Genomic DNA, 24,825 nt, shown 5'->3' with positions numbered 1-24,825 from the left:
TCACCCCGGCCTCGAGCCGGGGTGACGCTTCTTCAAGCGGCGGGAGACAGCGGGACCCCCGGCTCGAGGCCGGGGTAACCGATGCTGGAATCACCCGATCCGGTGCTCGCCCTTCACCCAGCGCACCGTGCCCGACGAGGCGCGCATCACGACGCTTTCGGTCGTCATCTTGCCACCCTGCCGCTTGACGCCGTCGAGCAGCGATCCGCTCGTCACGCCGGTCGCCGCAAAGATGCAGTCGCCGCGCGCCAGCTCGGTCAGGTCGTATTGCTTGTCGAGGTCGGTCACGCCCCACTTAGCCGCGCGCGCGCGCTCGTCGTCGTTGCGGAACAGTAGCCGGCCCTTGAACTGACCGCCGACGCAGCGCAGCGCCGCGCAGGCCAGCACGCCCTCGGGCGCGCCGCCCGATCCCATGTAGATGTCGATCGTCGTCTCGGGATTGCTCGTCGCGATCACCCCGGCGACGTCGCCGTCGCCGATCAGCACCACGCCGCACCCGATGCTGCGCAGTTCGGCGATCAGCTTCTCGTGGCGCGGGCGGTCGAGGACGCAGGCGATGATCTCGTTCGGCTCGACCCCCTTCGCCGCCGCCAGCGCGCGGACGTTCTCGCTCGGCGACTTGTCCAGGTCGATGATGTTGTCGGGATAGCCGGGCCCGACCGCGATCTTGTCCATATAGACGTCGGGCGCGTTGAGCAGACCGCCCTTCTCGGCGATCGCCAGCACCGCGAGGCTATTCGGCCCCGCCTTGGCGCAGATCGTCGTGCCTTCGAGCGGGTCGAGCGCGATGTCGATCGCCGGGCCGTTGCCGGTGCCCACCTTCTCGCCGATGAACAGCATCGGCGCCTCGTCGCGCTCGCCCTCGCCGATCACGACCGTGCCGTCCATGTCGAGCTCGTTGAGCGCGGCGCGCATTGCCTCGACCGCGGCGGCGTCGGCGGCCTTCTCGTCGCCCCGGCCGATCAGCGTCGACGCCCCGATCGCTGCCGCCTCGGTCACGCGGACCATCTCAAGCACCAGAACGCGATCCAGAACCTTGCTCGGCGTCGTCATCGTCTTCCCCTAAATATTTGCCCGGGCGATAGCAGCTTGAGCCCGCGTGTCGAGGCGACTTCGCGGCGCTGCCGTACCGTCACCTACCTCAATCGCGGAGCAGTTCGTTGATGCTGGTCTTGCTGCGCGTCTGTGCATCGACCCGCTTGACGATCACCGCGCAATAAAGACCCAGCTCGCCGCCGGTCGATCCCGGCACCACCACCGCATAGGGCGGCACCTCGCCGCGGAAGACTTCGCCGGTCTGGCGATCGATGATCTTGGTCGACTGGCCCAGGTATACGCCCATCGACAGCACCGCGCCTTCGCCGACGCGGACGCCCTCGGCGACTTCCGACCGCGCGCCGATGAACGCGCCGTCGCCGATGATGACGGGGTCGGCCTGCAACGGCTCCAGCACCCCGCCGATCCCGGCGCCGCCCGACAGATGGACGTTCCGCCCGATCTGCGCGCAGCTGCCCACGGTCGCCCAGGTGTCGACCATCGTCCCCTCGCCGACATAGGCGCCGATGTTGACGAAGCTCGGCATCAGGATCGCGCCCGGCGCGACATAGGCGCCGCGACGCACGACGCTGCCCGGCACCGCGCGGAAGCCGGCACTGCGGAACTGCGCCTCGCTCCAACCCGAGAATTTCGACGGCACCTTGTCGAACCAGTGGCCCGCGCCCGGCCCATTGTCGATCAGCGCATTGTCGTTGAGCTTGAAGCTCAGCAGCACCGCCTTCTTCAGCCACTGGTTGACTCGCCAGCCGCCGTTGCCATCGGGCTCGGCGACCCGCGACGTGCCCGCGTCGAGCTGGGCCAGCGCCTGCTCGACGGCATCGCGGACCTCACCGGTGGTCGTCAGGCCCAGCGCCGCGCGGTCCTCCCACGCGGCGTCGATCGTGCGGGCGAGATCCTCGCTCATGCTTCCTCCAGAATGTTGTTGAGCCACGGCGCCAGCGCCGGGACGGTAAAGTCGATGAAGCTGCGGTCCTCGTCCGGCCCCTGTTCGGAACCGTTGTCGATCCACACGGTCGTCATCCCGATCGCCTTTGCCGGCGCCAGGTTGCGCGCCATGTCTTCGACGAAGACGCACCGCACGGGATCGAGCCCGAATGCCGCGCACAGCCCCGCATAGGCCGATGGCGCCGGCTTGGGCACCAGGTTCATCGCATGCACGTCGTAAATCGCCTCGAACGCATCGCCCAGCCCCAGCCGGTCGAGCACCTTCAGCGCATAGGGCTTGTCGCCGTTGGTGAAGACCAGTTTCCTGCCCGGCAGCTTCGCGATCGCCGCGGCCAGCGGGGCATCGGCCTCCAGCACGTCCATCTCGATGTCGTGGACGTCGGCCAGGAACTCGTGCGGGTCGACGCCATGGTCGGCCATCAGCCCGGCCAGCGTCGTGCCATGCGCCAGGAAATAGTCCTTCTGCACCCGGAACGCCGTCTCGCGGTCGAGCCCCAGCGTCCGTGCGACATAGGCGGTCATCCGCGCGTCGATCCGCTGGAACAGGTTCGCGCTCGCCGGATACAGCGTATTGTCCAGATCGAAGATCCAGGTGTCGATCGTGGCAAGCCGCGGCAGCATCGCCGCGAGCCTCTATGGTGCGCGGGCCAGTGCGGCAAGCCGTTCCCCGACCCTCGCGCATCATCCTGCCTGCTTCCGTACCGGCCGCAAGACGGGATGTTTTGGACATCTTTCGCCCCTAAGCTTCGCCAACGACCTGAGTCGAAGGGGTAAAAGCGTCATGAAAGGCTACGGCAGATCGGCGCCGCGCTGGTGGGGCATCGCCCCGCTCGCCCTGCTGGCGGGCTGCGGCGGTGGCGGCGGTGGCGGCGTCAGCACCACCCCGGCACCGGTCGTCACCATCCCCACCCCGTCGCCCAGCCCGACGCCCGCACCCGCCCCGGCGCCTAGCCCCACGCCGACCGCCACCGCGAGCTACGACACGAGCGAATATCGCGCGACCGTCGGCGCCGTATCGATGAACGCGCTCGCCGCTTATCAGAAGGGCGCGACCGGGGCCGGCGTCAATCTCGCGATCATCGACAGCGGCATCGACACGACCAGCGCCGAATTCGGCAACCGGATTTCGTCCGCCTCGCAGGACGTCGCGGGGAACAGCTCGATCGCCGACCAGAGCGGCCATGGCACCGCCGTCGCCTTTACCGCCGCCGGGCGGCGCAACGATGCCGGCACGCACGGCGTCGCCTTCGACGCGACGCTCACTATCCTGCGCGCCGACCGCCCCGGCACCTGCGCCAGCTCGGCGGGCAGCGACAGCGACGAGAGCTGCAAATTCTCGACCGACGCCATCGCCCGCGGCGTCGATGCCGCCCGCAATGCCGGCGCGCGCGTCATCAACATGTCGCTCGGCGGCGCGGCGATGCCGCAGACGCTGGTCGCCGCGATCGGCCGCGCCACCGCGGCGGGGATCGTCGTCGTGATCGCCGCGGGCAATGATTCGACCGACAACCCCGATCCCTTCGCCAATGTCGCCAGCGACACGGCGACGGCGCGCAACCAGGTCATCATCGCCGGATCGGTCGGAACCAGCGACGTCATCTCGTCCTTCAGCGACAAGGCGGGCAACGGCGCCGCCTATTTCCTGGCCGCAGTCGGCGAGCGCGTGCGCGCACCGGACAATACCAACACTCCCTATCTCTGGTCGGGCACCTCCTTCGCCGCGCCGCAGATTTCGGGCGCCGTCGCGCTGCTGGCGCAGGCCTTTCCCAACCTCACCGGCGCGCAGATCGTCGATATCCTGTTCCGCACCGCACGCGACGCGGGATCGCCCGGCGTCGACGCGGTGTACGGCAACGGCGTCATCGACCTGACCCGCGCCTTCCAGCCGGTCGGCGTCATGTCGCTCGCCGGCTCGACCGCGGCGATATCGACCGTGAGCAACGCGACCCTGTCCCCCGCGATGGGTGACGCCAGCGTCGGCACGCTCGGCGCCGTGATCCTCGACGACTATCACCGCGCCTTCGCGATCGATCTCGCCCCCACCATCCGCCGTGCCGGCACGACCCCGCTCCTGCTCGGCGCGCTGCAGACCGGGCGGCAGGTCATGAGCGTCGCGCGCGGCGAGCTGACCGCCGCCTTCACCCTGTCCGCCCGCCCCAACGGCGATGCCGTCCTCGCCCGCACGATGCTCAGCGACCGTCAGGCGACGAGCGCCCGCGCCATCGCCGGCATCGTCAGCCAGCGCCTCGGCAGCCGGACCAGCTACGCGATCGGCTTTTCGCAGGGCGCCGGCACCCTCGCCGCCAGTCTCGCCGGGGCGGCCCAGCCCGCTTTCCTCGTCGCCGGCGACGGCACCGCGGGGGTCGAGCTTCGGCCCCGTTCGTCGGGTGCCGTCCGCCACCTGATCGGCGGCATCGGCCTGACCGGCGCCGCCGAGACCGGCGATGTCCTGTGGCAGCGCGATCCGGCGCTTGCCGGGATGAGCGGCTGGCGACGGTCGCGCTACGACCGCGTGCTGCTCGCGCTCGACCGCCGCATGGGCATGCTGTCGCTCGGCCTGACCGGCTCGCTGCTGAACGAGCGCGACACCATCCTCGGCGCCCGCTTCGACCTTGGCTTCGGCGCCGCCAGCGCCGCCTCCGCCTTCCTCGACGCGCGCGCCCGTGCCGACCTCGGCGCCGGCTGGTCGGTCGGCGGCGCGTGGCGTCAGGGCTGGACCCGCGCCCGCATTGCTGGCGTCGGCGACGGCCGCGGCCTGCTCGCGACCCGCGCCTTCGCCGCCGATCTCGGCAAGGACGACCTGCTCGCCAGCGGCGACAGCATCGGTCTTCGCCTCGCCCAGCCGTTGCGCGTCGAGCGCGGCGGGGTGGCGCTGTCGATGCCGGTCTATTGGGACTATGCTAGCGGCGCCGTTACCGCCTGGGAACGCCAGCGCCTCAACCTCGCCCCCACCGGCCGCGAGCTCGACGTCGAGATGCGCTACGCCGCCCCGCTCGCGATCGGGCTGGTCGAAACCAACCTGTTCTGGCGCCGCGATCCCGGCAATATCGCCGTCCTGCCCCCCGATTACGGCGCGGCGTTGCGCTGGTCGGTCGGTTTCTGATTGCCACTCATCCCCGCGATCCCCATCTTCCCCTCATGACACGTTATTCCCTCCTCGATCTCGTCCCCGTCGTCGAAGGCGGCACCGTCGCCCAGGCGCTGGCCAACGCCGCCGATCTCGCCGTCCATGCCGAAGCTCAGGGCTTCGGCCGCTATTGGGTGGCCGAGCATCACGGCATGGAGGGCATTGCCAGCGCGGCGACCGCCGTCGTGATCGCGCATGTCGCCGCCGCGACGAAGGCGATCCGCGTCGGCGCGGGCGGCATCATGCTGCCCAACTCCGCGCCGCTTCAGATCGCCGAGCAGTTCGGCACGCTCGATGCGCTCTTCCCGGGCCGCATCGATCTCGGCCTCGGCCGCGCGCCCGGTTCCGACCAGCGCGTCGCCCGCGCGCTGCGCCGAACGCTCGATAGCGACCCCAACGCCTTCCCGCAGGACGTGCTCGAGCTGCAGAGCTATTTTGCCGATGACGGCCAGACCGGCATCCGCGCCACCCCCGGTGCCGGCGCGCGGCCGCAGATGTGGATCCTCGGCTCCAGCACCTTCGGCGCGCAGCTCGCTGCCGCGCTCGGCCTGCCCTATGCCTTCGCCTCGCACTTCGCGCCCGATGCGCTCGATGCCGCGCTGGCGATCTACCGCCGCGATTTCCGCCCCTCGGCGACGCTGGACCGGCCCTATGCGATGGCCGGCTTCAACGTCTTTGCCGCGGACACGACCGAAGAGGCAGAGCTCCTCGCCAGCTCGCAGCAACAGGCCTTCGTCGCGCTGCGAACCGGCAATCCGCGCCAGCTGCCCCCGCCCGTCGAAGGCTACAAGGACTCGCTCGGCGCCCAGGGGCGCGCGATCCTCGATCACGTCCTGTCCTGCTCGGCGGTCGGCGATCCGGCGACGATCGAGCGCGGCCTCGCCGATTTCGTCGCGCGCACCGGCGTCGACGAGGTCATGGTGACCAGCGCGATCTACGACCACGCCGCCCGCAAGCGCAGCATCGCCATCGCCGCGACGGCGATGCGCTCGCTGGCGGAGGCGCCCCGCGCCGCCGCCTGAGTCCCGCACCGGGACGACGGCGCTGCGGGATGATTGAAGCCGCGTTCATCTTATGGCAAGGAAACCGCCGTCGGCCCATCGGTCGGCGGGGGACCTTGGAATGTTACGCCGCACGCTTCTGTCGCTATCCGTTGTCGCGCTCGGCGCGGCGCCGATGGTTGCGGATGCCGCCGTCCATAGCGATGCCGCCTGGGTCGCGACCAGGGCAGATACCGCCGACGCCTTCACCGCCGCGGTCGATCGCGCCGCCACGCCCGGCCATGCGGCCAGCCTGCGCCCGCTGACCGTCGGCGGCAGCGTCGACGACCAGGTGTTCGCCGACCTCGCCCCCGTTTCGGGCGTCCGCTCGCTCGCCAGCGGCGACACACCGGCGACCGGCGACACCGCACCGACGACGATGAGCCGCCTGCCCGAACCCGCCACCTGGGTTATGATGGTGCTCGGCTTCGGCGCCGCCGGCTACGGCCTGCGTCGTCGCCTCCGCGCCTCGGAACGCCGCTTCACCGAACGCATGCGCCGCATCGCCGCCGGCGAGGACGCGTAAGTCTTCCCCCCCGTCATCCCGGCCTTGAGCCGGGATCCAGCTTGCCGCAGGCGACGTCGCCCAAGTTGATGGACAGTCGCTCGCTGCCCCATGGATTCCCGCCTGCGCGGGAATGACGAACAGGCCCCTACGTCGCCGCCGGCAACCGCAACCGCACCAGCAGCCCGCCCAGATCCTCGCTCTCCTCGAGCGCGACCGTGCCGCCATAGATTTCCGCGACATCGCGGACGATCGCCATGCCGAGGCCCGTTCCCGGCTTCCCGGTGTCCAGCCGCACGCCGCGATCGAAGATCCGCACCCGCTGCTCCTCGGGAATGCCCGTCCCGTCGTCCTCGATCAGGAACTCGACGAACCCCGCCTGCGCGCCGACCGTCACGAACACGCTGCCGCCACCATATTTGGCGGCATTCTCGATCAGGTTGCCTAGCATCTCGTCGAGATCCTGGCGCTCGACGTGGACCTGCAGGTTCTTCGGCCCCGTCACGTCGATCCGCACATGGCGATAAAGCCGCGCGACGGCGCGCTCGACCGACTCCAGGCTCGGCCACACCTCAGCCCGGCTATGCGCCGACCCGCGCCGACCGACCGCCCGCGCCCGCGCCAGGTGATGGTCGACCTGCCGCCGCATCGTCCGCGCCTCGCGCACCACCGTCTCGGCAAGGTCGTCGGCGCCAGCGGTCGCCGCGTTCATGATGACCGTCAGCGGCGTTTTCAGCGCATGCGCCAGGTTGCCGGCATGGCGCCGCGCTTCTTCCGCCTGCATCTCATTATGTGCGACCAGCGCGTTCAGCTCCTCGACCATCGGCGCCAGCTCGATCGGCATCGAGCTCGATACCCGGTTCGACAGACCGGCGCGCATCCGCGCGATCTCCTCGCGCACCTGCCGCAGCGGCCAGAGACCATAGAAGGTCTGCAACGCCGCCATCACGATCAGCCCGATCGCCAGCAGCGCGAAGCTGCGCACCAGCGTCCGCCGCAGCACCGCGATCTGCCCGTCGAGCCCGTCGCGACTCTGCGCGACCTGGAACCGCCAGCGCGTGCTCGATCCCGGCAGCGTCACGTCACGCTCGACAATGCGCAGCTTCTCGCCGGGAAACTGGTTGCTGTCATAGCTGTGGATGCGCCGGTCGGTATGGTTGCCGCCCCAGGCCAGCCGCCGGTCCCACAGCGATCGCGACGGATAGGGTTCGAACCCCTTGCCGCTGACCTGATAATAAAGGCCCGATCCTGGCTCCAGGAAGCGCTGATCGGCGGGTTCGCGGTTGAACGTCACCTCGCCGCTGGTGTCGATCTCGCCCGACACGATCATCGCGGTCAGGACATATTCCAGCTGGTCGTCGAAGTTGCGCGTTACCGCCGCGACCAGCACCCGGTCGAGCGCAAAACCGCCACCGACCAGCAGCAGCGCGATCCACGCCGCCGCGATCAGGATCATGCGCCGCGACAGCGACCCCGACGCACGCGGACGATGCCGCGCCGGCTTGGCCGCTACCCCGTCGCTCGTCGCCTCTTCGCTCAGGCGTCCGGATCCTCGAGGCTATAGCCGAGCCCGCGGATGGTGGTGATGACGTCCTGGCCCAGCTTCTTGCGGATGCGCGTCACGAACACCTCGATGGTGTTGGAATCGCGATCGAAATCCTGATCGTAGATATGCTCGATCAACTCGGTGCGGCTGACCACCTTGCCCTTGTGATGAAGCAGATAGCTCAGCAGCTTATACTCCTGCGCGGTCAGCTTCACCGCCTCGCCCGCACGCGTCACCTTGCCCGATCGCGTGTCGAGGCGAACGTCGCCCGCGGTCAGCTCGGACGAGGCGTTGCCGCTCGCCCGGCGGATCAGCGCGCGCAGCCGGGCGATCAATTCCTCGGTCTGGAACGGCTTGGCGACATAGTCGTCGGCGCCCGCATCGAGCCCCGCCACCTTGTCCGACCAGCTGTCGCGCGCCGTCAGCACCAGCACGGGCATCGTCTTGCCCTCCTTGCGCCAGCGGTCGAGCACCGTCAGCCCGTCGACCTCTGGCAGGCCGAGATCGAGCACGATCGCGTCGTAATTCTCGGTGGAGCCGAGAAAATGCCCTTCCTCGCCGTCGGTGGCGAGATCGATGGCATAGCCCGCGCCCTCCAGCGTGTTCTTCAGCTGTTGGCCGAGATTGGGCTCGTCCTCAACGATCAGCACACGCATCGCTGTCTCCCTGTCATCATTATCGTCGTTAACGCAGGAACTGGCCTCAGCGACCCGTACGTCCCAGGATCTGACCCGAACGGCCATCGACATCGACCCAGATCACTGCCCCATCGCGCAGGAACTTCAGTGTGTAAACCTTGCTCGCATAGTCGAAGTCGAAGCCGATGTATTCGGCCCCCTTCATCGTCGGCACGACGCGCTGCTCGATCTCGCGCAGCGACAGCAGCGTGCCCTCCCGCCGCGCATCATAGGCGCGCATCTGATCGTTGCGCCGTTGCATCGGCGCCTGCGCCGTCAGCGGCACCGCGACGAGCGCGAGAAGGAGGGCGGGGGTCTTCATCGTCGGGCGGTGTAGATAAGGGGCATTGAACACGCTGTGAATGGCCGCGTCAGTCGCGCGCAACCTGCGTGGGGGCAACGGGTTCCCCAATCGATCCTCCCCCGCCAGGGGGAGGTGGCAGGCGCAGCCTGACGGAGGGGGAGGAAGCCATGCCCTATCGACAGCGTATCGCCACCTCCCCCTCCGACGGCTCCGCCGCCACCTCCCCCTGGCGGGGGAGGATTGATGAGGTTCCGTAATACCCCTAGGTCGCGCCGATGGCAGCGCCGATCCTATCCTTCGAAGACCTGGGCCTCATTCAGGGAGCCGGCTGGCTGTTCCGCCACCTCGACGTCCAGGTCGGCCCGCGCGATCGCCTTGCGCTGATCGGCCGCAACGGCGCCGGCAAGACGACGCTGCTCAAGCTGATCGCCGGCGTCATCGACAGCGACGAGGGCAAGCGCAGCATCGTGCCCGGCACCCGCGTCGTCCTGCTCGAGCAGGAACCCGACGTCGCCCGCCACGCGACGCTCGCCGATTACGTCCTCGCCGGCGACGACGCGCCGCAACCGCATGAGGCGGACGCGATCGCCGACCAGCTCGGTATCGATCTGTCGCGCGACGCCACGTCCGCCAGCGGGGGCGAGCGTCGCCGCGCCGCGATCGTCCGCGCGCTGGCGCAGAATCCCGACATCTTGCTGCTCGACGAGCCGACCAACCACCTCGACATCGCCGCGATCGACTGGCTGGAGGATTGGCTGTCGCGCTTCCGCGGCGCGTTCATCGCGATCAGCCACGACCGCACCTTCCTGACGCGCCTGACGAAGCAGACGCTATGGCTCGACCGCGGTACCGTCCGCCGCGCCGAGATCGGCTTTGGCGGGTTTGAGGCATGGACCGACCAGGTCTATGCCGAGGAACAGCGCGCCGCCGAGAAGCTCGACGCCAAGCTCAAGATCGAGGAGCACTGGCTCCAGCGCGGCGTTACCGGGCGCCGCCGCCGCAACATGGGCCGGCTGTCGAAGCTTAAGGAGATGCGCGCCGAACGCGCGGCGATGATCGGGCCGCAGGGCGCCGCCGCGCTCCAGACCGGCGCGGACGACAGCAAGACCAAGGTCGTGATCGATGCCAAGCACGTCACCAAGGGCTTCGGCGACCGCACCATCATCCGCGACCTGTCGCTGCGGGTGACGCGCAAGGACCGCATCGGCATCGTCGGCGCCAATGGCGCGGGCAAGACGACGCTATTGAAGTTGTTGACCGGCGAGATCCAGCCCGACGAAGGCGAAGTCCGGCTCGCCAAGACGCTCGATGGTGTCGTCATCGACCAGCAGCGCAGCCTGATGGCGCCCGACAAGCGCGTCCGCGACGTGCTGGCCGACGGCGGCGACTGGATCGACGTGCTCGGCACCCGCAAACACATCCACGGCTATCTCAAGGAATTCCTGTTCGATCCCAGCCTGGCGGAGGCCAAGATCGGCTCGCTGTCGGGCGGCGAGCGCTCGCGCCTGCTGCTCGCGCGCGAATTCGCGCGGCGGTCGAACCTGCTGGTTCTCGACGAGCCGACCAACGACCTCGATCTCGAAACGCTCGACCTGCTTCAGGAAGTCATCGCCGATTACGAGGGCACGGTGCTGATCGTCAGCCACGATCGCGACTTCCTCGATCGAACCGTCACCGTGACGCTCGGCCTCGACGGATCGGGCAGCGTCGACGTCGTCGCCGGCGGCTATGAGGATTGGGAACGCAAGCGCCAGCGCCGCCCCGAACCGCGCAAAGCCACCGCCGCCAAGCCCGCCGCGACGCCCCCTCCCCCACCGCCGTCGCGCGCTAAGCTGAGCTACAAGGACCAGCGCGACTACGATCAGCTCCCCGCGCGGATCGAGGAACTGGACGCCGCCATTGCCCGCGACGAGGCGGCGCTCGCCGATTCCAACCTTTACACTCGCAATTTCTCTGAATTTCAGCGACTTAGCGCCGCCGTCGACAAAGCCCGCCAAGACAAGGACGCAGCCGAAATGCGGTGGCTGGAACTTGCTGAGCAGGTCGAGGCGATGAACGATATGACATCGGGTTAACCCACCGTTCGTCCTGAGCGTAGTCGAAGGACAGGCCGCAGGCGGAGGCGTTCGTGGCATGTGCTTCGACTACGCTCAGCGCGAACGGGACAGGATGAAGTGATTTTGCCGCAAACGCCTGATCGATCTTGGAACGACCGAACGCCGCCGGCCTTGCGACCAGCGGCGTCCTGTGAAGAGCGTCGGGCGGCGCTAGACCGCCCGCCTTAGTCAACGGCGGCAATAGCCCGGGTTGCCCGAGCGCCCGACCGCGTTGCCGGCCAGCGCGCCGGCGCCGGCGCCCAGCACGGTGCCTAGCGTCCGGTCACCGCGGCTGTCGATCGTGCGGCCGAGCAGGCCGCCGGCCAGCGCGCCGACGACGGTGCCGATCGTGCCGTCCTGGCAGCGGCGCTGGTTGTAGCTATAGGCACGGCCATCGCGGTAATAGCGATCGCCCTGGTCATAACGCGGCTGCTGGTTCCAGCCGTCGCGGGCGGCGCGGCGATAGGCGCGGTCATGATCGCGATAGCCATCGTCGTCGTAGCCGCGACCATAGTCGTAATAGCCACGGCCGCCGTATTGCTGAGCGCTGGCGGCAACCGGGGTCAGCGAAGCCAGTCCCATCGCGAGTGCCCCGGCACCGATCGAAAACTTCTTCAGCATCTTCCTGCTCCCATCACTTGAACGCGTCGACCGGGAAGCGGCCGATGACGTGCTATGGGCGTCCGGTATTGAGCCGATCCTGAATGCGGCCGTTATCCATCGTTCAGCCGCGTCGCGAATGCAGCGGTGCGTCGCGCCGGTCTGCACCCCATTCGAGTGTGAAGAGTCTCAACATTCGCCCCGCCGGCCAGCGCGATCAGGCGGTGAGCAGCAACGTCACCCGCGTGCCGCTGGCATCGCTCTCGGTCACCAGCGTCCCCCCGGCCTGCCGCGCGAAGGCGGGAATCAGTCGCGAGCCGAGCCCGCTGTCGGACTTCGGCGTTTCACTCGACTTGGCGGGCATGCCGACGCCGTCGTCGGCGACCACCAGCTTCCATCCCGCGCCGTCCGGCCCGAAGGTGACTCGGATCGTGCCGGCGTCACGATCGACGAAGGCATGCTTGGCGGCGTTCGTCACCAGCTCGTTGACGACCAGCCCGATCGACACCGCGCGGTCGCGGTCGATCGCCACCGGCGCGCACTCGACGCGCAGGCTCACCCCGCCGCGCAGGAACAGCGCGTCGGCCAGCGCCTCGCACAGCCCGGTCAGATAGTCGCGCATCTCGACGGTGCCGCCCTGCCCGTCGCCGCGGTAGAGCTGGCGATGCGCGCGGGCGATGCTCTCGACCCGGTGGAACGCCGCGCCCAGCGCCTCCGCGGCGGCGCCGTCGCTGCGGCGGCGCTGGATGTCGAGGATCGAGGCGACGATCGCGAAATTGTTCTTCATGCGATGGTCGAATTCGGCGAGCAGCAGGTCGCGATCCGCGATCTCGCGGTCGCGCTCGCCGGTGGCCCGCGCTACGGCGGCGCGGAAGATCGCGGCGATCGCGACGATCAGCATCGCACCGATCAGGATCGCGACCAACGTGAAGGCGCCGGCGCTGTCCGCGGGCGCGAACGAGCCGATCACCGGATAGCTATAGTATTTGATGTAGCCGATCAGCACCAACGCCGTCAGCAATCCCGCCCGCCAGCCGGCAAGCAGCGCGGCAAGCATCGCGGCGGGATAGACCAGCACGAACGGCGCCCCGCCCGGCGCGACCAGGTCGAGCAGCAACCGCGCCAGCATCGACGCGCCGATCGCGAGCAGCGCCACCGACAGCTCGGCCATCCAGTACGGCATGATCGGCGTCAACCGCGCCACGACATCCAGCTCTCCGAGCCGCGCGATGCGCGAGCGGAAGCGCCGGATTGGCGTCACGCGAGGACACGTCCTTCGCGACCGGCAATCTCGACGATATATTGCCAGGCGACGCGGCCCGATCGGCTACCCCGCTTCGTCGCCCAGCCGATCGCATCGGCGGGATCGACCGCCAGCCCAAAGCGCCGGCCATAAGCCTCGACGATCGCGACGTAGCCGTCCTGGTCGAGGACGTGGAAGCCCAGGCTCAACCCGAAACGGTCGGCCAGCGCGAGGTGATCGTCGACGCTGTCACGGACATTGATCGCGCTATCTTGCTCCGCGATATCGCGCGGCACCAGGTGGCGGCGGTTGGCGGTGACGACCAGCCGGACGTTGTCGGGTCGCGCCTCGGCCACTCCCTCGAGCAGCGAGCGCAGCGTACGAGCGTCGCCCGGATCGTCGAAGCCGAGATCGTCGAGAAACAGCGCGAAGGCGCGGTCGACCTGGCCAAGCACCGCGAACAGCGCCGGCAGCGTCGTCGGTGCCGCGACCTCGACAAGCGCGATGTCGCCGCCCTCTGCCTGCACTGCGGCGATGCTGCTCTTGACCAGCGCCGACTTGCCGGTCCCCCGTGCGCCCCACAGCAGCACGTCGTGCGCCGCGGCCCGGCGCGCATGACGACGCAGGTTTTCGGTCAGCGCCTGCTTCTGGCGCTCGACGCCGATCAGCAGGTCGAGCGGCAGCGGCGCGAACTGACGGGCCGCGGTCAGAGTGGCGCCGCGCCAGACATAGGCCGGATGGGACGTCGGGTCGCCCGCCGGCGTGGGCGGCGGGGACAGCCGCTCCAGCGCGGCGGCGATACGCTCCAGAGCGTCGGTCATCGGCCTCGTTTCTAAGGCGTAATCACCGGCGCGTCAGCCCCCCTTGGCGTCGCTGCCATGCAACCCATAGCTCTTGAGCAGGTCGTACAGCGTCGGGCGGCTGATCCCCAGCAGTCGCGAGGCGCCGGCGATGTTGCCCTCGGCGCGCGCCAGCGCCATCGCGATGACGCGCCGATCGATCGCCTCGCGCGCCGCCCGCAGGTTGAGCGGCAGCTCCGCCTCGCCGTCACCCGCTGCCGACAAATCGAGGTCGGCGGCGGTGACCAGCTTGCCGTCGGCCATGATGACCGCGCGCTTCACCCGGTTCTCGAGCTCGCGGACGTTGCCCGGCCATGGCCATCGCTCGATCGCCTCGATCGCGTCGGGCGTCAGCCCGGTAACCGGCAGCCGCATCGCCGCGGCATGCTTGCGCACCAGCTGCCGGGCGATCAGCGCGGCATCGCCGGGCCGCTCCGACAGTGGCGGAATCGGCACCTCAATTTCGGCGAGGCGGTAATAGAGATCCTCGCGAAAGCTGCCCGCCGTGATCATGCCCGGCAGGTCGCGATGCGTCGCCGCCACGATCCGCGTATCGACCGCGATCGGCCGCCGCCCGCCGAGCCGCTCGATCACCCGTTCCTGCAGGAAGCGCAGCAGCTTCACCTGAAGCGCCAGCGGCACGTCACCGATTTCGTCGAGGAACAGCGTGCCGCCGTGCGCCAGCTCGATCTTGCCTTCGGTGGTCTTGATCGCGCCGGTGAAGGCGCCCTTCTCATGCCCGAACAGCTCGCTTTCGAGCAGCGTGTCGGGGATCGCCGCGCAGTTGATCGCAACGAACGCACCACGCCGCCGCGGACTCGCCTCGTGCAGGCCGCGGGCGAGCAGTTCCTTGCCGGTGCCGCTCGCCCCCAGCAGCATCACCGACACGTCGGCGGGCGCGACCCGCTCGACCAGCCGCACCGCCTTCGCCATTTCGGGCGAGGCATAGATCAGCCCACCGAAGCCGCCATCGCCGCCGCGCTGCGCGAGGCGGCGGTTCTCCACCTCGAGCGAGCGGACGTGAAAGGCGCGAGCGACGATCAGGCCCAGCGCGTCGATGTCGATCGGCTTGCGGTAAAAATCCCACGCCCCCTGCGCGATCGCCTTCAGCGCGCTCTCGGGCGCGTCGTGACCCGATGCGACGATCACCTTGGTGTCGGGCTTCAGCGCCAATATGTCGGCGAGCACCGCAAAGCCTTCGGTCGTGCCGTCGGGATCGGGCGGCAGCCCCAGGTCGAGCGTGACCACCGCAGGCTCGTGCAGCCGCAGCGCGTCGATCGCCTCCGCCCGCGTCGCCGCGCTGACGACCTCATAGCCGTCATAGGCCCAGCGCAACTGGCGCTGGAGCGCCAGGTCGTCCTCGACCACCAGCAGGACGGGCCGTTCGCTCATGCCGCTGCCTCCATCGCCGGCGCCGCGGGCAGCACGACGCGAAAGCGCGTGCCCTCGCCGACGCGGCTCGTCACCTCGACCCGCCCGCCCATCGCCTCGGCCAGCTGGCGCGCCTCATAGGCGCCGATCCCGAAACCGCCGGGCTTCGACGAGGCGAAGGGGCGGAACAGCTGCTCGCGCACGAAGCTGGCGGTCATGCCGCAACCGCGGTCGACCACGTCGATCCCGACACCTTCGCTGTCCATCGCCACCTCGATGGCAACGGGCGCGCTTCCCCCGGTGGCCTCGATCGCGTTCTGGCACAGATGCTCGAGCAGCTGCTCCAACGCACGCGGCTGCGCCAGCGCCAACGCGGTGCCGCTCACCACGATCGCGTGCTGGGCGCGGCGCCGCTCCGCGATCCGCGTCGCCAGCGTGCCAACGTCGACGACCGACGCCGGCTCGTCGGCGCTGTGATGATGCGAGGCGAGCCGGGCGAGCAGCGCGTTCATGCGGGCGGCGGAATCCTGAAGCGTCGCGACCATGTCGGCGCGAAAGGCGGGGTTGTCGGCATGGCGTTCGGCGTTGCGCGCGACCAACGTCAGGCCGCTGACCAGATTCTTGAGGTCGTGGAGGATGAAGGCGAAGCGGCGGTTGAACTCGTCGAACCGCTCGGCCTCGGCCAGCGCATGGCGCGCCCGATCCTCGGCCAGATAGCTCGCCGCCTGCCGACCAGCGACACGAAGCAGGTCGAAATCCTCCCAATCGAGCGGGCGCTCGACGGGCGGGCGGGCGAGCACGATCGCGCCGACCAGCATCGCGCCATGGAACAGCGGCACGATCGCCCACGCGTCCTCCCGCTCGGCCGGCCAGCCCTGCGCCGCGGCGATGTCGCCCGGGGTCGCTGTGCCCGCCCTTACGGCATCGAGCGACACGATCCGCGTCGTCGTCGCGAGATGCCCTACTAACGCGCTTCCCGCGCCCTCGCCGTCCGCCCAGTTCCAGCTCGCCGCGACATCGAGCGTATCGCCCTCGCGCAACAGCAGCACGCCGCCGGGCGAATCGATCATATCGGCCATCGCGCGGATCGCCCGGCACCCGATCGGCGCGCCGTCGCCGCCGCTGCCGCCGAGCGCGGTCGTCACTCGCTGCCACTCGGTGCGATAGTCGTAGCGATAGGTGAACAGGTGCTTGGCGATCATCACCCGCCCCCACGCCCGCAGCCACGGCGTCGACAGCAGCGTGATCAGCGCCGTCGCCGCACCAAGCACGATCGCGGTCTGCGCGGCCCGGCCATATGCCCCGGCCCAGTGTGACGCAGCGTCCGCCACCAGGATCGTCGCGCCGAGATACGCCGCCAGCGCCGCGACCGCCACGATCCGCAGCGCTCCCCCACGCGACAGCGTGAACTCCCGGTCGCCGCGCTTCAGCGCCACTGCCAGCAACGCCGCCGCCGCCGCCGCCGAGAAACCGCGCACCGCCACCAGCTGCACGGGCCAGCCGCCCATCGCATAGCCGGTTGCGTAGCTGGCGAGATCGACACCCCAGATCATCACCAGTGCGATGCCGAGCGGCTGCGCCCGCGGCGCGGCGATACACAGGTGATGGACCAGGATCAGCGACGCGACCGTCCCCAGCATCCGGCAGAGCAGCCGTGCCTGCAACACCGCCGCGACGTCGGCCGCCGGGATCGGCACCGCCGCCACCGCCGCCAGGATCGCCGACGATATCGCCACCGCGATCGCCACGGCCCCCAGCGCCGTCACGGTCCAGCCGCCGACCCGCTCGCGGCCAATCCATGTGAGCAGCACCGCCAGCCAGGCTATGTTGCGCGCGCTTTCCGCCAGCCTTGTCGTGAAGTCGCGCGGTTCGATGCCCGCCACCGCCAGCGCCCACAGCGCCGTCAGCGCCAGCGCGACGATCAGCCCGCGGCGCGGCCACCCCGCGACGTGACGCCGCGCGCGATCGATCGTCAGCCCGCCGAACACCAGCGCCGCGAGCGCATGGCCCCACAGGATCAGCGTCGCCGACGCGCTCATCGATGCGTGCTCCGGCGAGCCATGACCTGCCCCCTTCCAGACCGGCGTCGAAAGTGTCAGCTATTCCGACGCCCGACCGTCGCAAAACTTCGCAAAGAAAGGCTGAACAACGGCTACACGAATGTGCAAAGTGCGACGGATAGATGCAGCCGCAGGGCCGTTCGATCGTTACGCTCCCGCCCCGATCGCGTCCTGCGGTCGCTTTTGGAGGATTCATGTCCGCTTCCGTCATCGTCCCCGTCATCCTGTCCGGCGGTTCCGGCACGCGCCTCTGGCCGATGTCGCGGCCCGAGATGCCCAAGCAATTGCTGCCGCTGACCGCCGACGAGACGATGCTCCAGCTGACGGCGCAGCGCGCCGATGGGCCGGGCTATGACGCGCCGATCGTCGTCGCGAGCGCGCGCCATGCCGAGATGGTCGAGGATCAGCTCGCGGCAGTCGGAGCGACGCCGCAGGCATTGGTGCTGGAGCCGATGGGCCGCAACACCGCGCCCGCGATCGCCCTCGCCGCGCTCGCCGCTCCCTTGCCCGACGCGCCGTTGCTGGTGATGCCGTCCGACCATGTCATCGCCGACGTCGACGCCTTCCGCACCGCGATCGACGCCGCGTTGCCGATGGTCGAGGAGGGCTGGCTGGTCACCTTCGGCATCGCCCCCGACGCACCCGAGACGGGTTATGGCTGGATCAGAATCGGCGACGAGATCGCGGCCGGCGTCCACCGCGTCAATCGTTTCATCGAAAAGCCGCCGCTCGACCGCGCGCAGGCGATGCTCGACGAGGGCAGCCACGCCTGGAACGGCGGCATCTTCCTGTTCCGCGCCGACCGCTACCTCGAAGTGCTCGAACGCGAGGTGCCCGCGATGGTCGCCGCGGCGCGGGAATCGATGGCGAAAGCGAAGCGCGAGGGTACGCGTATCTGGCCCGACGCCGACGCCTTCGCCGCCTCGCCGTCCGACTCGATCGACTATGCGGTGATGGAAAAGGCGAGCCGTGTCGCCGTCGTCCCCGTCGCGATGGGCTGGAGCGACGTCGGCAGCTGGGACGCGCTTCACGCGATCAGCGAACGCGACGCCGCCGGCAACGCCCATGACGCCGACCGTGTCCTGGCGATCGACACCACCGGCTGCCTCGTCCGCAGCGACGGCATCCGCGTGTCGCTGGTCGGCGTGTCCGACCTGATCGTCGTCGCCAGCGGCAACGACGTCCTGATCCTCCCCCGCGGCCGCAGCCAAGAGGTCAAGAAGCTGATCGAGGCGATGAAGGAGAAGGGGTGATCCCTTCTCCTTCTTTCCCCGTCAAGGCCCGACGACGGTGAAGTTGGCTGCCGTCAGATCGAGATCGGTCGGCAGTTGGGCGATGACACGGAACGCCGGACCATTGCCAAGGTAGCTGTAAAAGCTCAGGTCCCCCGTCATCCGATCATAGAAGAGCGTTTCCATCCCAGGCGAATATGCCGTGGCATCGGTTGTGAACTGGTTGGCCGGCAAGGCGCCGGGGGTCAGCAACGTCGTCAACGACGTAGCGCTCGACGATTTGATCAGCTCGATCCTGTCCTCGGCAGGATTAAAGTCGAGTAGCGTGTTGGGCGCCCGCTGTTGGCCAAGGTATCGGGTGTCGACGCCGATCCGGAACGTGTCGGCGCCCGCACCCCCGACCATGATGCCGTTCAGCGACGACACAAGCAGGTCGTCACCAGCCCCGCCGTCCATGCGATAGCCACCGATCAACGTATCGTTGCCCGCCCCGCCGTAAAGTGTTGGGCCGAAACGAAGGTCTCCTGGCGACGAACCTTCTGCTGCACGACGAGATGCGTCGATATAGTCGTCGAACGCTGTCGCGGTAACGGCAGACGGTCCAACGGCCCCGGAGCTTCCGGACACGGGCGGGTAGGCGATGATGGTCTGGCCGGCCGTCGTGGCGAAGTCGGTGCTTGGGGTCAGCCGCAATCCCGTCGCCAGCTGCGAAAAGTCGAAGGCGCCAACCGACCTGCTCGATGAGAAAGTGACGGGCACGCCGATCGAGTTGGGGCCGAACACCACGTCGGTTGGCGCGCCCAGCCCCCCGGTGCCGATGACGAAAGACGTGGCGCTTGGGTAGGTTGCCGCCAGATCGACGCCAGCACCAGTCGCGCCACCGACCAAATAGGCCGGACCGCCCTCGGCTAACGTCACGACACCGGTAGGATTGATAATGTTGGCGACATCGACGACGATCTGCGTCGCTGACAGGCCCGTTGGCAGGATGGCGAACTGGATCGCCGCGGCGCTGCCGATACCGTCGCTGTCGAACGACAGCGCGCCTGTCGCCGCATTATAGATGATCCGATCATCCGCGTCGGCCGCCGCGGCGCCGATCGCGATCGCCGTCGACGCCAGCGCTCCCGACGTCAGGCCGGCGAAGCGGTTCAGGTCGAGCCGGATGCGATCGGCGCCGTTGCCAAAATCGGCCAGCGTAATGATGTTGCCCGTCCCCGGCGCGGTGGTGAGTCGAAAGACGTCGTTGCCTTGCAGGCCGAGCAGCGTGTCGTTGCCGCCGCCACCGTCCAGGACGTTATCGCCGAAATCGCCGATGATTGTCTGAGCGAACTCGTTACCCGTCAGATTGATGAAGCCACGCACACCATTATTGGCCGGCGACAGCGTCTCCACTGAGGCTCCGGCGTTGAGGGTGTAGTTGCTGCTGGCGAAGACCGTATCGCTGCCCTCGCCCGCGTTTTCGATCACGGCTTCGCCATAGCCATAGACTCGATAGCCGTCGTCGCCACGCAAGCCGATCAGCGTGTCGTGCCCACCTCGGCCGTCGATGACGTTGTTGCCATAATTGCCGATCATCGTCTGGGCGACGAGGCTGCCCGCCAGGTTGATCGCCTCGGTGTCGGCGTTGACAGCGGTGGAGATGAACTCGACCGAGGGCACCTGCCTAGCGGTCTGTTCGGGCAGGGCGAAGCTGCCGCCGGTGAACACCCGATCATACCCACCGCCGAAATCCTCGATGACCGTCTCGCCACCGAACAGCCGATAGGTATCGTCGCCGAGACCACCGATAAGCGTGTCTGCGCCACCGCCGCCGTTGAGCGTGTCCGCGCCGTTGCCGCCGCTAATCGACTGAGCGAGCTCGTTACCGCCGATCGACAGAGCGACGTTGCGCGCCGATGTCGCCACCGCGATCGTCTCTACCGAGCTGCCGGCATTGAGGACGAAATCGCCGCGAGCATAGACGACGTCGTTGCCGCCATTCGCAGTTTCGATCACGAAGTCCGTACGCCCCGACACGTAGTAGACGTCGTTCCCGCCAAGCCCGATCATCGCATCGCCGCCGCCGCGACCGTCGATCGTGTTCGCGCCGAAGTTGCCAATGATGAACTGGCTGATCTCGTTGCCGGTCAACTGGATCGGATCGGTTCCGCTATTGATCGCCGTCGACAGTGTCTCGACCGAGGCTCCTGCAGTCAGCGCATAGCCGGCGAAAGTCAGGACCCGGTCGTTGCCCTCATTCGCCTGTTCGATCACGGTGTCGAGCTGACTGTAGACGCCATAGGTATCGTCGCCGATCAGGCCGATCAACTGGTCGCCGCCCGCGCCGCCATACAGCGTGTCGTTGGCGCGCGTTCCCGTCTTCGTGACCCTCGCTCGCTCTCCCGTTCGAATATTAGGCCAGTTGCGCTACCCTAAACAACGAAGGTGAGTGGAGCCAATGGTGACTTGCCACTCGACGACAAAAACCCGGCAAGCGGCGGGAGTCCGCTTGCCGGGTTTCCGTTGGTATCTTGTGATGGCGGCAACCGCGAGGCCACCCGTTCCAGCCTCGTGTCGGGCGCAGCTCACGCCGCGCCCGATCGAGATCAGAAGTCCATGCCGCCCATGCCGCCCATGCCGCCGCCGGCGGGCATCGCGGGCTTGTCCTCGGCCACTTCCGAGACGGTCGCCTCGGTGGTGATGAGGAGGCCGGCCACCGACGCCGCGTTCTGGAGCGCGGTGCGGACGACCTTGGTCGGGTCGATCACGCCGGCCTGGACCAGGTTCTCGTAGGTGTCGGTCGCGGCGTTGAAGCCCATCGACGTGTCGTTGCCGTCGAGCAGCTTGCCCGACACCACCGCACCGTCGTGGCCGGCGTTGGCGGCGATCTGGCGAACCAGCGAGGTCAGCGACTTGCGAACGATGTCGATGCCGCGGGTCTGGTCCTCGTTGGCACCGGTCATGCCGTCGAGCGACTTCGACGCGTACAGCAGCGCGGTGCCGCCGCCCGGGACGATGCCTTCCTCGACCGCGGCGCGGGTCGCGTGCAGCGCGTCGTCGACGCGATCCTTGCGCTCCTTCACCTCGACCTCGGTCGAACCGCCGACCTTGATCACGGCAACGCCGCCGGCGAGCTTGGCGAGACGCTCCTGGAGCTTCTCGCGGTCATAGTCGCTGGTGGTGTTCTCGATCTGCTGGCGGATCGCCTCGGTGCGGCCCTTGATCGACTCCGCATCACCCGCACCGTCGACGATGGTGGTGTTGTCCTTGTCGATGGTGACGCGCTTGGCGGTGCCGAGCATGCCGAGCGTGACGCTCTCGAGCTTGATGCCGAGATCCTCGCTGATGACTTCGCCCTTGGTCAGGACGGCGATGTCCTCGAGCATCGCCTTGCGGCGATCGCCGAAGCCCGGCGCCTTGACCGCTGCGACCTTCAAGCCGCCGCGCAGCTTGTTCACGACGAGCGTGGCCAGCGCCTCGCCCTCGATATCCTCGGCGATGATCAGCAGCGGACGGCCCGACTGGACGACGGCTTCCAGGATCGGGAGCATCGCCTGCAGGTTCGAAAGCTTCTTCTCGTGGATCAGGATGTACGGGTCGTTGAGCTCGACCGTCATCTTTTCCGGGTTGGTGATGAAGTACGGCGACAGATAGCCGCGGTCGAACTGCATGCCCTCGACGACGTCCAGCTCGAACTCGAGGCCCTTGGCCTCCTCGACGGTGATGACGCCTTCCTTGCCGACCTTCTCCATGGCCTCGGCGATCTTCTCGCCGACTTCACGGTCGCCGTTGGCGGAGATGATGCCGACCTGGGCGACTTCCTGCGAACCCGAGACGGGCTTGGAACGAGCCTTCACGTCCTCGACCACCTTGGCGACGGCGAGATCGATGCCGCGCTTCAGGTCCATCGGGTTCATGCCGGCCGCGACCGACTTCATGCCCTCGCGAACGATCGCCTGGGCGAGAACGGTCGCGGTGGTGGTGCCGTCACCGGCGACGTCGTTGGTCTTCGAGGCCACTTCGCGCACCATCTGCGCGCCCATGTTCTCGAACTTGTCCTTGAGCTCGATCTCCTTGGCGACGGTGACGCCGTCCTTGGTGATGCGCGGTGCGCCGAAGCTCTTGTCGATCACGACGTTGCGGCCCTTCGGGCCCAGCGTCACCTTCACCGCGTCGGCGAGGATGTCGACGCCGCGCAGGATGCGCTCACGCGCGTCGCGGCCGAATTTCACGTCCTTGGCTGCCATGATGGCTACCCTTTCAATTCGCGAATGTTGAGAATGTTGAGAGTCGAAGGCTGGTTCAGCCGACGATGCCCAGGATGTCCGATTCCTTCATGATGAGGAGATCCTCACCATCGACCTTGACCTCGGTGCCCGACCACTTGCCGAACAGCACACGGTCGCCGGCCTTCACCTCGAGCGGGTGGACCTCACCGGATTCCGAGCGCGCGCCGGTGCCGGCGGCGACGACCTCGCCCTCCTGCGGCTTTTCCTTGGCGGTGTCGGGGATGATGATCCCGCCGGCCGTCTTCTCTTCCGCCTCAACACGGCGGACGAGCACACGGTCGTGCAACGGACGAAAGTTCATTGCTGATGCCCTCTTCGTGGGAATGTGACACTATTTTGGCACTCGGTTGAGTCGAGTGCCAGCGGGGCGGATATGTGGACGCCGCGGCGCAGCGTCAACACCCTGCAGGGAACAAAATTGCCGATCGGGGGTGTCGCCGCGGCAAGCCGTCAACCGGACACGACCACCCGACGCTTCACCTGCCAGCGCCACAGCAGCAGGACCGAGACGACCGCTAGGCCGGCGGCGAGCCCCCACCACACGCCGACCCCTGCCAGCGGTGTGGAAAAGCCCAGATAGGCCGAGGTGCCGAAGCCGACCACCCAATAACCGAACAGCGCGATCAGCATCGGCACGCGCGTATCCTGGATGCCGCGCAACACGCCGGCCGCCACCGCCTGCGCGCCGTCGACCAGCTGGAACACCGCCGCCACCGCCAGGAAGCGCGCGGCAAGCGCGGCGACCGCGGCGGTGTCGCTGCCGTCGCGTTCCAGGTACAGTGCGATCAGCGGGTCGGGGAAGCTCCAGATGATGAGCGCGGTCAGCGTCATCACGCCGATGCCGATCGCCAGCGCGACGTTGCCCGCCCGTGCGATCCAGAGCGGATCGGCGGCGCCATAGGCCAGGCCGACGCGGATCGTCGCCGCCTGCGCGATGCCGAACGGCAGCTGGAACGCGACCGCGGCGATGTTGAGCGCGACCGCATGCGCGGCGACGTCGACGACGCCGATCAGGCCCATCAGCACCGCGGCACCACCGAACAGCGAGCCTTCGAACAGCCACGTCAGCGCGATCGGCACGCCGAGCCGGATGATCGCGCGGAACGCCGGCCATTCGGGCCGCCACCAGCGCCCGAACAGGCGATAGCGCCGCAGCCGCCGATCGGTCGTCAGGATCACCGCATAGGCAATGGCCATGCTGCCGATGCCGATGACGGTGGCGAGCGCCGATCCGGTCAGCCCCATCGCCGGCGCGCCGAGATGCCCGAACACCAGCATCCAGTTGGCGAGGATACCGATGCCGAGCGCGACGGCCGTGACCAGGAACGCCCAGCCCGGTCGCCCCAGCGCCGCCGCTGCGGTCCGCATCACGCCCGCCGCGATGCCGGTCGGCACGGCGAACAGGAGCACATCCATGAACTGTCCGGCGCGGCGAGCGACCTCGGCATCCTGGCCGGCAAGGCGGAACAGCGTCTCGCCATGGGCGAGGATGACGATGACCGGCACCGCGAAGAACGCGCCGACCCAAAGTGCCATGCGGAAGCTGCGCCGTACCGCCCGCACCGCATGGGCTCGCGCACCGAGTTCCGCGGCGATCAGCGGGGCGGCGGCGCTGGTCAGCCCGATGATCGCATAGAGCAGCAGGTTGAAGACGAACACGCCGAGCGTCGCCGCGGCAAGATCGACCGCGCCCAGCCGCGCGACGAAGATGACGTCGACCGCGGCGATCGCCATCTGCAGCAGTTGCGCCGCGACCAGCGGCCCCGCCAGCCGCACGAGCGCCTTCGCCTCGCCGCGCCAATCGGCGGGCGCTGACGCGTCGAGCGCGGGGATGGCGACGGCGGGTTCCATGGGCGCGTGGGTCCTAGCATGGGGAAAGGCGGGGGCAAGGCTGGTCCTCTCTTCCCCCGTCA

At 68.6% G+C, this 24,825-nt stretch carries 20 protein-coding genes; 5 read left to right on the top strand and 15 right to left on the bottom strand.

The genetic code is table 11. From position 1 onward, the window contains the following. Positions 1-90 precede the first annotated feature (90 nt). The 3 genes from glpX to GGQ80_RS12570 form a co-directional block, all read right to left on the bottom strand. Positions 91-1,053: a class II fructose-bisphosphatase gene (gene glpX / locus GGQ80_RS12580; protein WP_183985333.1), complete on the bottom strand. Its 963-nt coding sequence runs from the start codon at positions 1,051-1,053 to the stop codon at positions 91-93. An 88-nt stretch (positions 1,054-1,141) separates the two neighbouring features. Next, positions 1,142-1,960, bottom strand: a complete 819-nt coding sequence (gene dapD, locus GGQ80_RS12575) for a 2,3,4,5-tetrahydropyridine-2,6-dicarboxylate N-succinyltransferase (protein WP_183985331.1) — start codon at positions 1,958-1,960, stop codon at positions 1,142-1,144. Next, the gene (locus tag GGQ80_RS12570; protein ID WP_183985329.1) at positions 1,957-2,622 is read right to left on the bottom strand and encodes a pyrimidine 5'-nucleotidase; all 666 of its coding nucleotides are present in this window, start codon (positions 2,620-2,622) and stop codon (positions 1,957-1,959) included. The genes dapD and GGQ80_RS12570 overlap by 4 nt, the downstream gene beginning before the upstream one ends. Before the next feature lie 160 nt (positions 2,623-2,782). Here GGQ80_RS12570 and GGQ80_RS12565 point away from each other — a divergent pair, with 160 nt between their 5' ends. The 3 genes from GGQ80_RS12565 to GGQ80_RS12555 all read left to right on the top strand — a co-directional run bounded on the left by GGQ80_RS12565 (position 2,783) and on the right by GGQ80_RS12555 (position 6,694). Beyond that, positions 2,783-5,104 carry a S8 family peptidase gene (locus GGQ80_RS12565; protein ID WP_183985327.1) on the top strand — a complete coding sequence of 774 codons (2,322 nt, stop codon included), beginning with the start codon at positions 2,783-2,785 and terminating at the stop codon, positions 5,102-5,104. 35 nt (positions 5,105-5,139) lie between these two features. Further along, positions 5,140-6,150, top strand: coding sequence for an LLM class flavin-dependent oxidoreductase (locus GGQ80_RS12560; RefSeq protein WP_183985325.1), 1,011 nt, complete (start codon positions 5,140-5,142; stop codon positions 6,148-6,150). 100 nt (positions 6,151-6,250) lie between these two features. After that, complete coding sequence (locus tag GGQ80_RS12555) at positions 6,251-6,694, top strand: PEPxxWA-CTERM sorting domain-containing protein (protein WP_183985323.1); 444 nt, start codon at positions 6,251-6,253, stop codon at positions 6,692-6,694. A gap of 127 nt (positions 6,695-6,821) precedes the next feature. Here the strand turns inward: GGQ80_RS12555 and GGQ80_RS12550 are convergent, their stop codons facing one another. The 3 genes from GGQ80_RS12550 to GGQ80_RS12540 all read right to left on the bottom strand — a co-directional run bounded on the left by GGQ80_RS12550 (position 6,822) and on the right by GGQ80_RS12540 (position 9,218). Beyond that, on the bottom strand, positions 6,822-8,129 hold the full coding sequence (locus GGQ80_RS12550; RefSeq protein WP_183985321.1) for a sensor histidine kinase: 1,308 nt from the start codon (positions 8,127-8,129) through the stop codon (positions 6,822-6,824). Between the two features lie 80 nt (positions 8,130-8,209). After that, positions 8,210-8,875, bottom strand: a complete 666-nt coding sequence (locus GGQ80_RS12545) for a response regulator transcription factor (protein ID WP_183985319.1) — start codon at positions 8,873-8,875, stop codon at positions 8,210-8,212. A gap of 46 nt (positions 8,876-8,921) precedes the next feature. Next, positions 8,922-9,218 (bottom strand): hypothetical protein, encoded by a 297-nt coding sequence (locus GGQ80_RS12540; RefSeq protein WP_183985317.1) that lies wholly within the window; start codon positions 9,216-9,218, stop codon positions 8,922-8,924. 257 nt (positions 9,219-9,475) lie between these two features. On the opposite strand from GGQ80_RS12540, the gene GGQ80_RS12535 reads away from it, so the two are divergent. After that, positions 9,476-11,275: an ABC-F family ATP-binding cassette domain-containing protein gene (locus GGQ80_RS12535; RefSeq protein WP_183985315.1), complete on the top strand. Its 1,800-nt coding sequence runs from the start codon at positions 9,476-9,478 to the stop codon at positions 11,273-11,275. A gap of 210 nt (positions 11,276-11,485) precedes the next feature. Here GGQ80_RS12535 and GGQ80_RS12530 read toward each other — a convergent pair whose 3' ends face one another. From GGQ80_RS12530 to prsK, 5 genes are all read right to left on the bottom strand, one after another. Next, entirely contained in the window at positions 11,486-11,917 is a 432-nt protein-coding gene (locus GGQ80_RS12530; protein ID WP_183985313.1) for a glycine zipper 2TM domain-containing protein, read from the bottom strand. 196 nt (positions 11,918-12,113) lie between these two features. Continuing rightward, complete coding sequence (locus GGQ80_RS18485; RefSeq protein WP_183985311.1) at positions 12,114-13,157, bottom strand: histidine kinase dimerization/phosphoacceptor domain -containing protein; 1,044 nt, start codon at positions 13,155-13,157, stop codon at positions 12,114-12,116. Then, a complete protein-coding gene (locus GGQ80_RS12520) occupies positions 13,154-13,960 on the bottom strand; it encodes a DUF815 domain-containing protein (protein WP_183985309.1) in 807 nt (268 codons plus the stop codon). Before GGQ80_RS12520 ends, GGQ80_RS18485 begins: the two co-directional genes overlap by 4 nt. Before the next feature lie 33 nt (positions 13,961-13,993). Beyond that, positions 13,994-15,370 carry a PEP-CTERM-box response regulator transcription factor gene (prsR, locus tag GGQ80_RS12515; protein WP_183985307.1) on the bottom strand — a complete coding sequence of 459 codons (1,377 nt, stop codon included), beginning with the start codon at positions 15,368-15,370 and terminating at the stop codon, positions 13,994-13,996. Continuing rightward, positions 15,367-17,388, bottom strand: coding sequence for an XrtA/PEP-CTERM system histidine kinase PrsK (gene prsK, locus GGQ80_RS12510; RefSeq protein WP_183985305.1), 2,022 nt, complete (start codon positions 17,386-17,388; stop codon positions 15,367-15,369). The genes prsR and prsK overlap by 4 nt, the downstream gene beginning before the upstream one ends. 215 nt (positions 17,389-17,603) lie before the next feature. Between prsK and GGQ80_RS12505 the strand changes: the two genes are divergently transcribed. Next, positions 17,604-18,662 carry a mannose-1-phosphate guanylyltransferase/mannose-6-phosphate isomerase gene (locus GGQ80_RS12505; protein ID WP_183985304.1) on the top strand — a complete coding sequence of 353 codons (1,059 nt, stop codon included), beginning with the start codon at positions 17,604-17,606 and terminating at the stop codon, positions 18,660-18,662. A 21-nt stretch (positions 18,663-18,683) separates the two neighbouring features. Here GGQ80_RS12505 and GGQ80_RS12500 read toward each other — a convergent pair whose 3' ends face one another. From GGQ80_RS12500 to GGQ80_RS12480, 4 genes are all read right to left on the bottom strand, one after another. Continuing rightward, positions 18,684-21,035 (bottom strand): calcium-binding protein, encoded by a 2,352-nt coding sequence (locus tag GGQ80_RS12500; RefSeq protein WP_343051052.1) that lies wholly within the window; start codon positions 21,033-21,035, stop codon positions 18,684-18,686. Between the two features lie 194 nt (positions 21,036-21,229). Beyond that, positions 21,230-22,870 (bottom strand): chaperonin GroEL, encoded by a 1,641-nt coding sequence (gene groL, locus GGQ80_RS12490; protein WP_183985300.1) that lies wholly within the window; start codon positions 22,868-22,870, stop codon positions 21,230-21,232. Positions 22,871-22,925: 55 nt separating this feature from the next. Continuing rightward, positions 22,926-23,213 carry a co-chaperone GroES gene (gene groES, locus GGQ80_RS12485; protein WP_056531718.1) on the bottom strand — a complete coding sequence of 96 codons (288 nt, stop codon included), beginning with the start codon at positions 23,211-23,213 and terminating at the stop codon, positions 22,926-22,928. 149 nt (positions 23,214-23,362) lie between these two features. Beyond that, entirely contained in the window at positions 23,363-24,763 is a 1,401-nt protein-coding gene (locus tag GGQ80_RS12480; protein ID WP_183985298.1) for an MATE family efflux transporter, read from the bottom strand. Between the last annotated feature and the right edge of the window lie 62 nt (positions 24,764-24,825).

The sequence above is a fragment of the Sphingomonas jinjuensis genome, assembly GCF_014197105.1.
Lineage (GTDB): Bacteria > Pseudomonadota > Alphaproteobacteria > Sphingomonadales > Sphingomonadaceae > Sphingomonas > Sphingomonas jinjuensis.
Note: the sequence above shows the minus strand (reverse complement) of the source record. Positions and strands in the feature narration are given on the sequence as shown.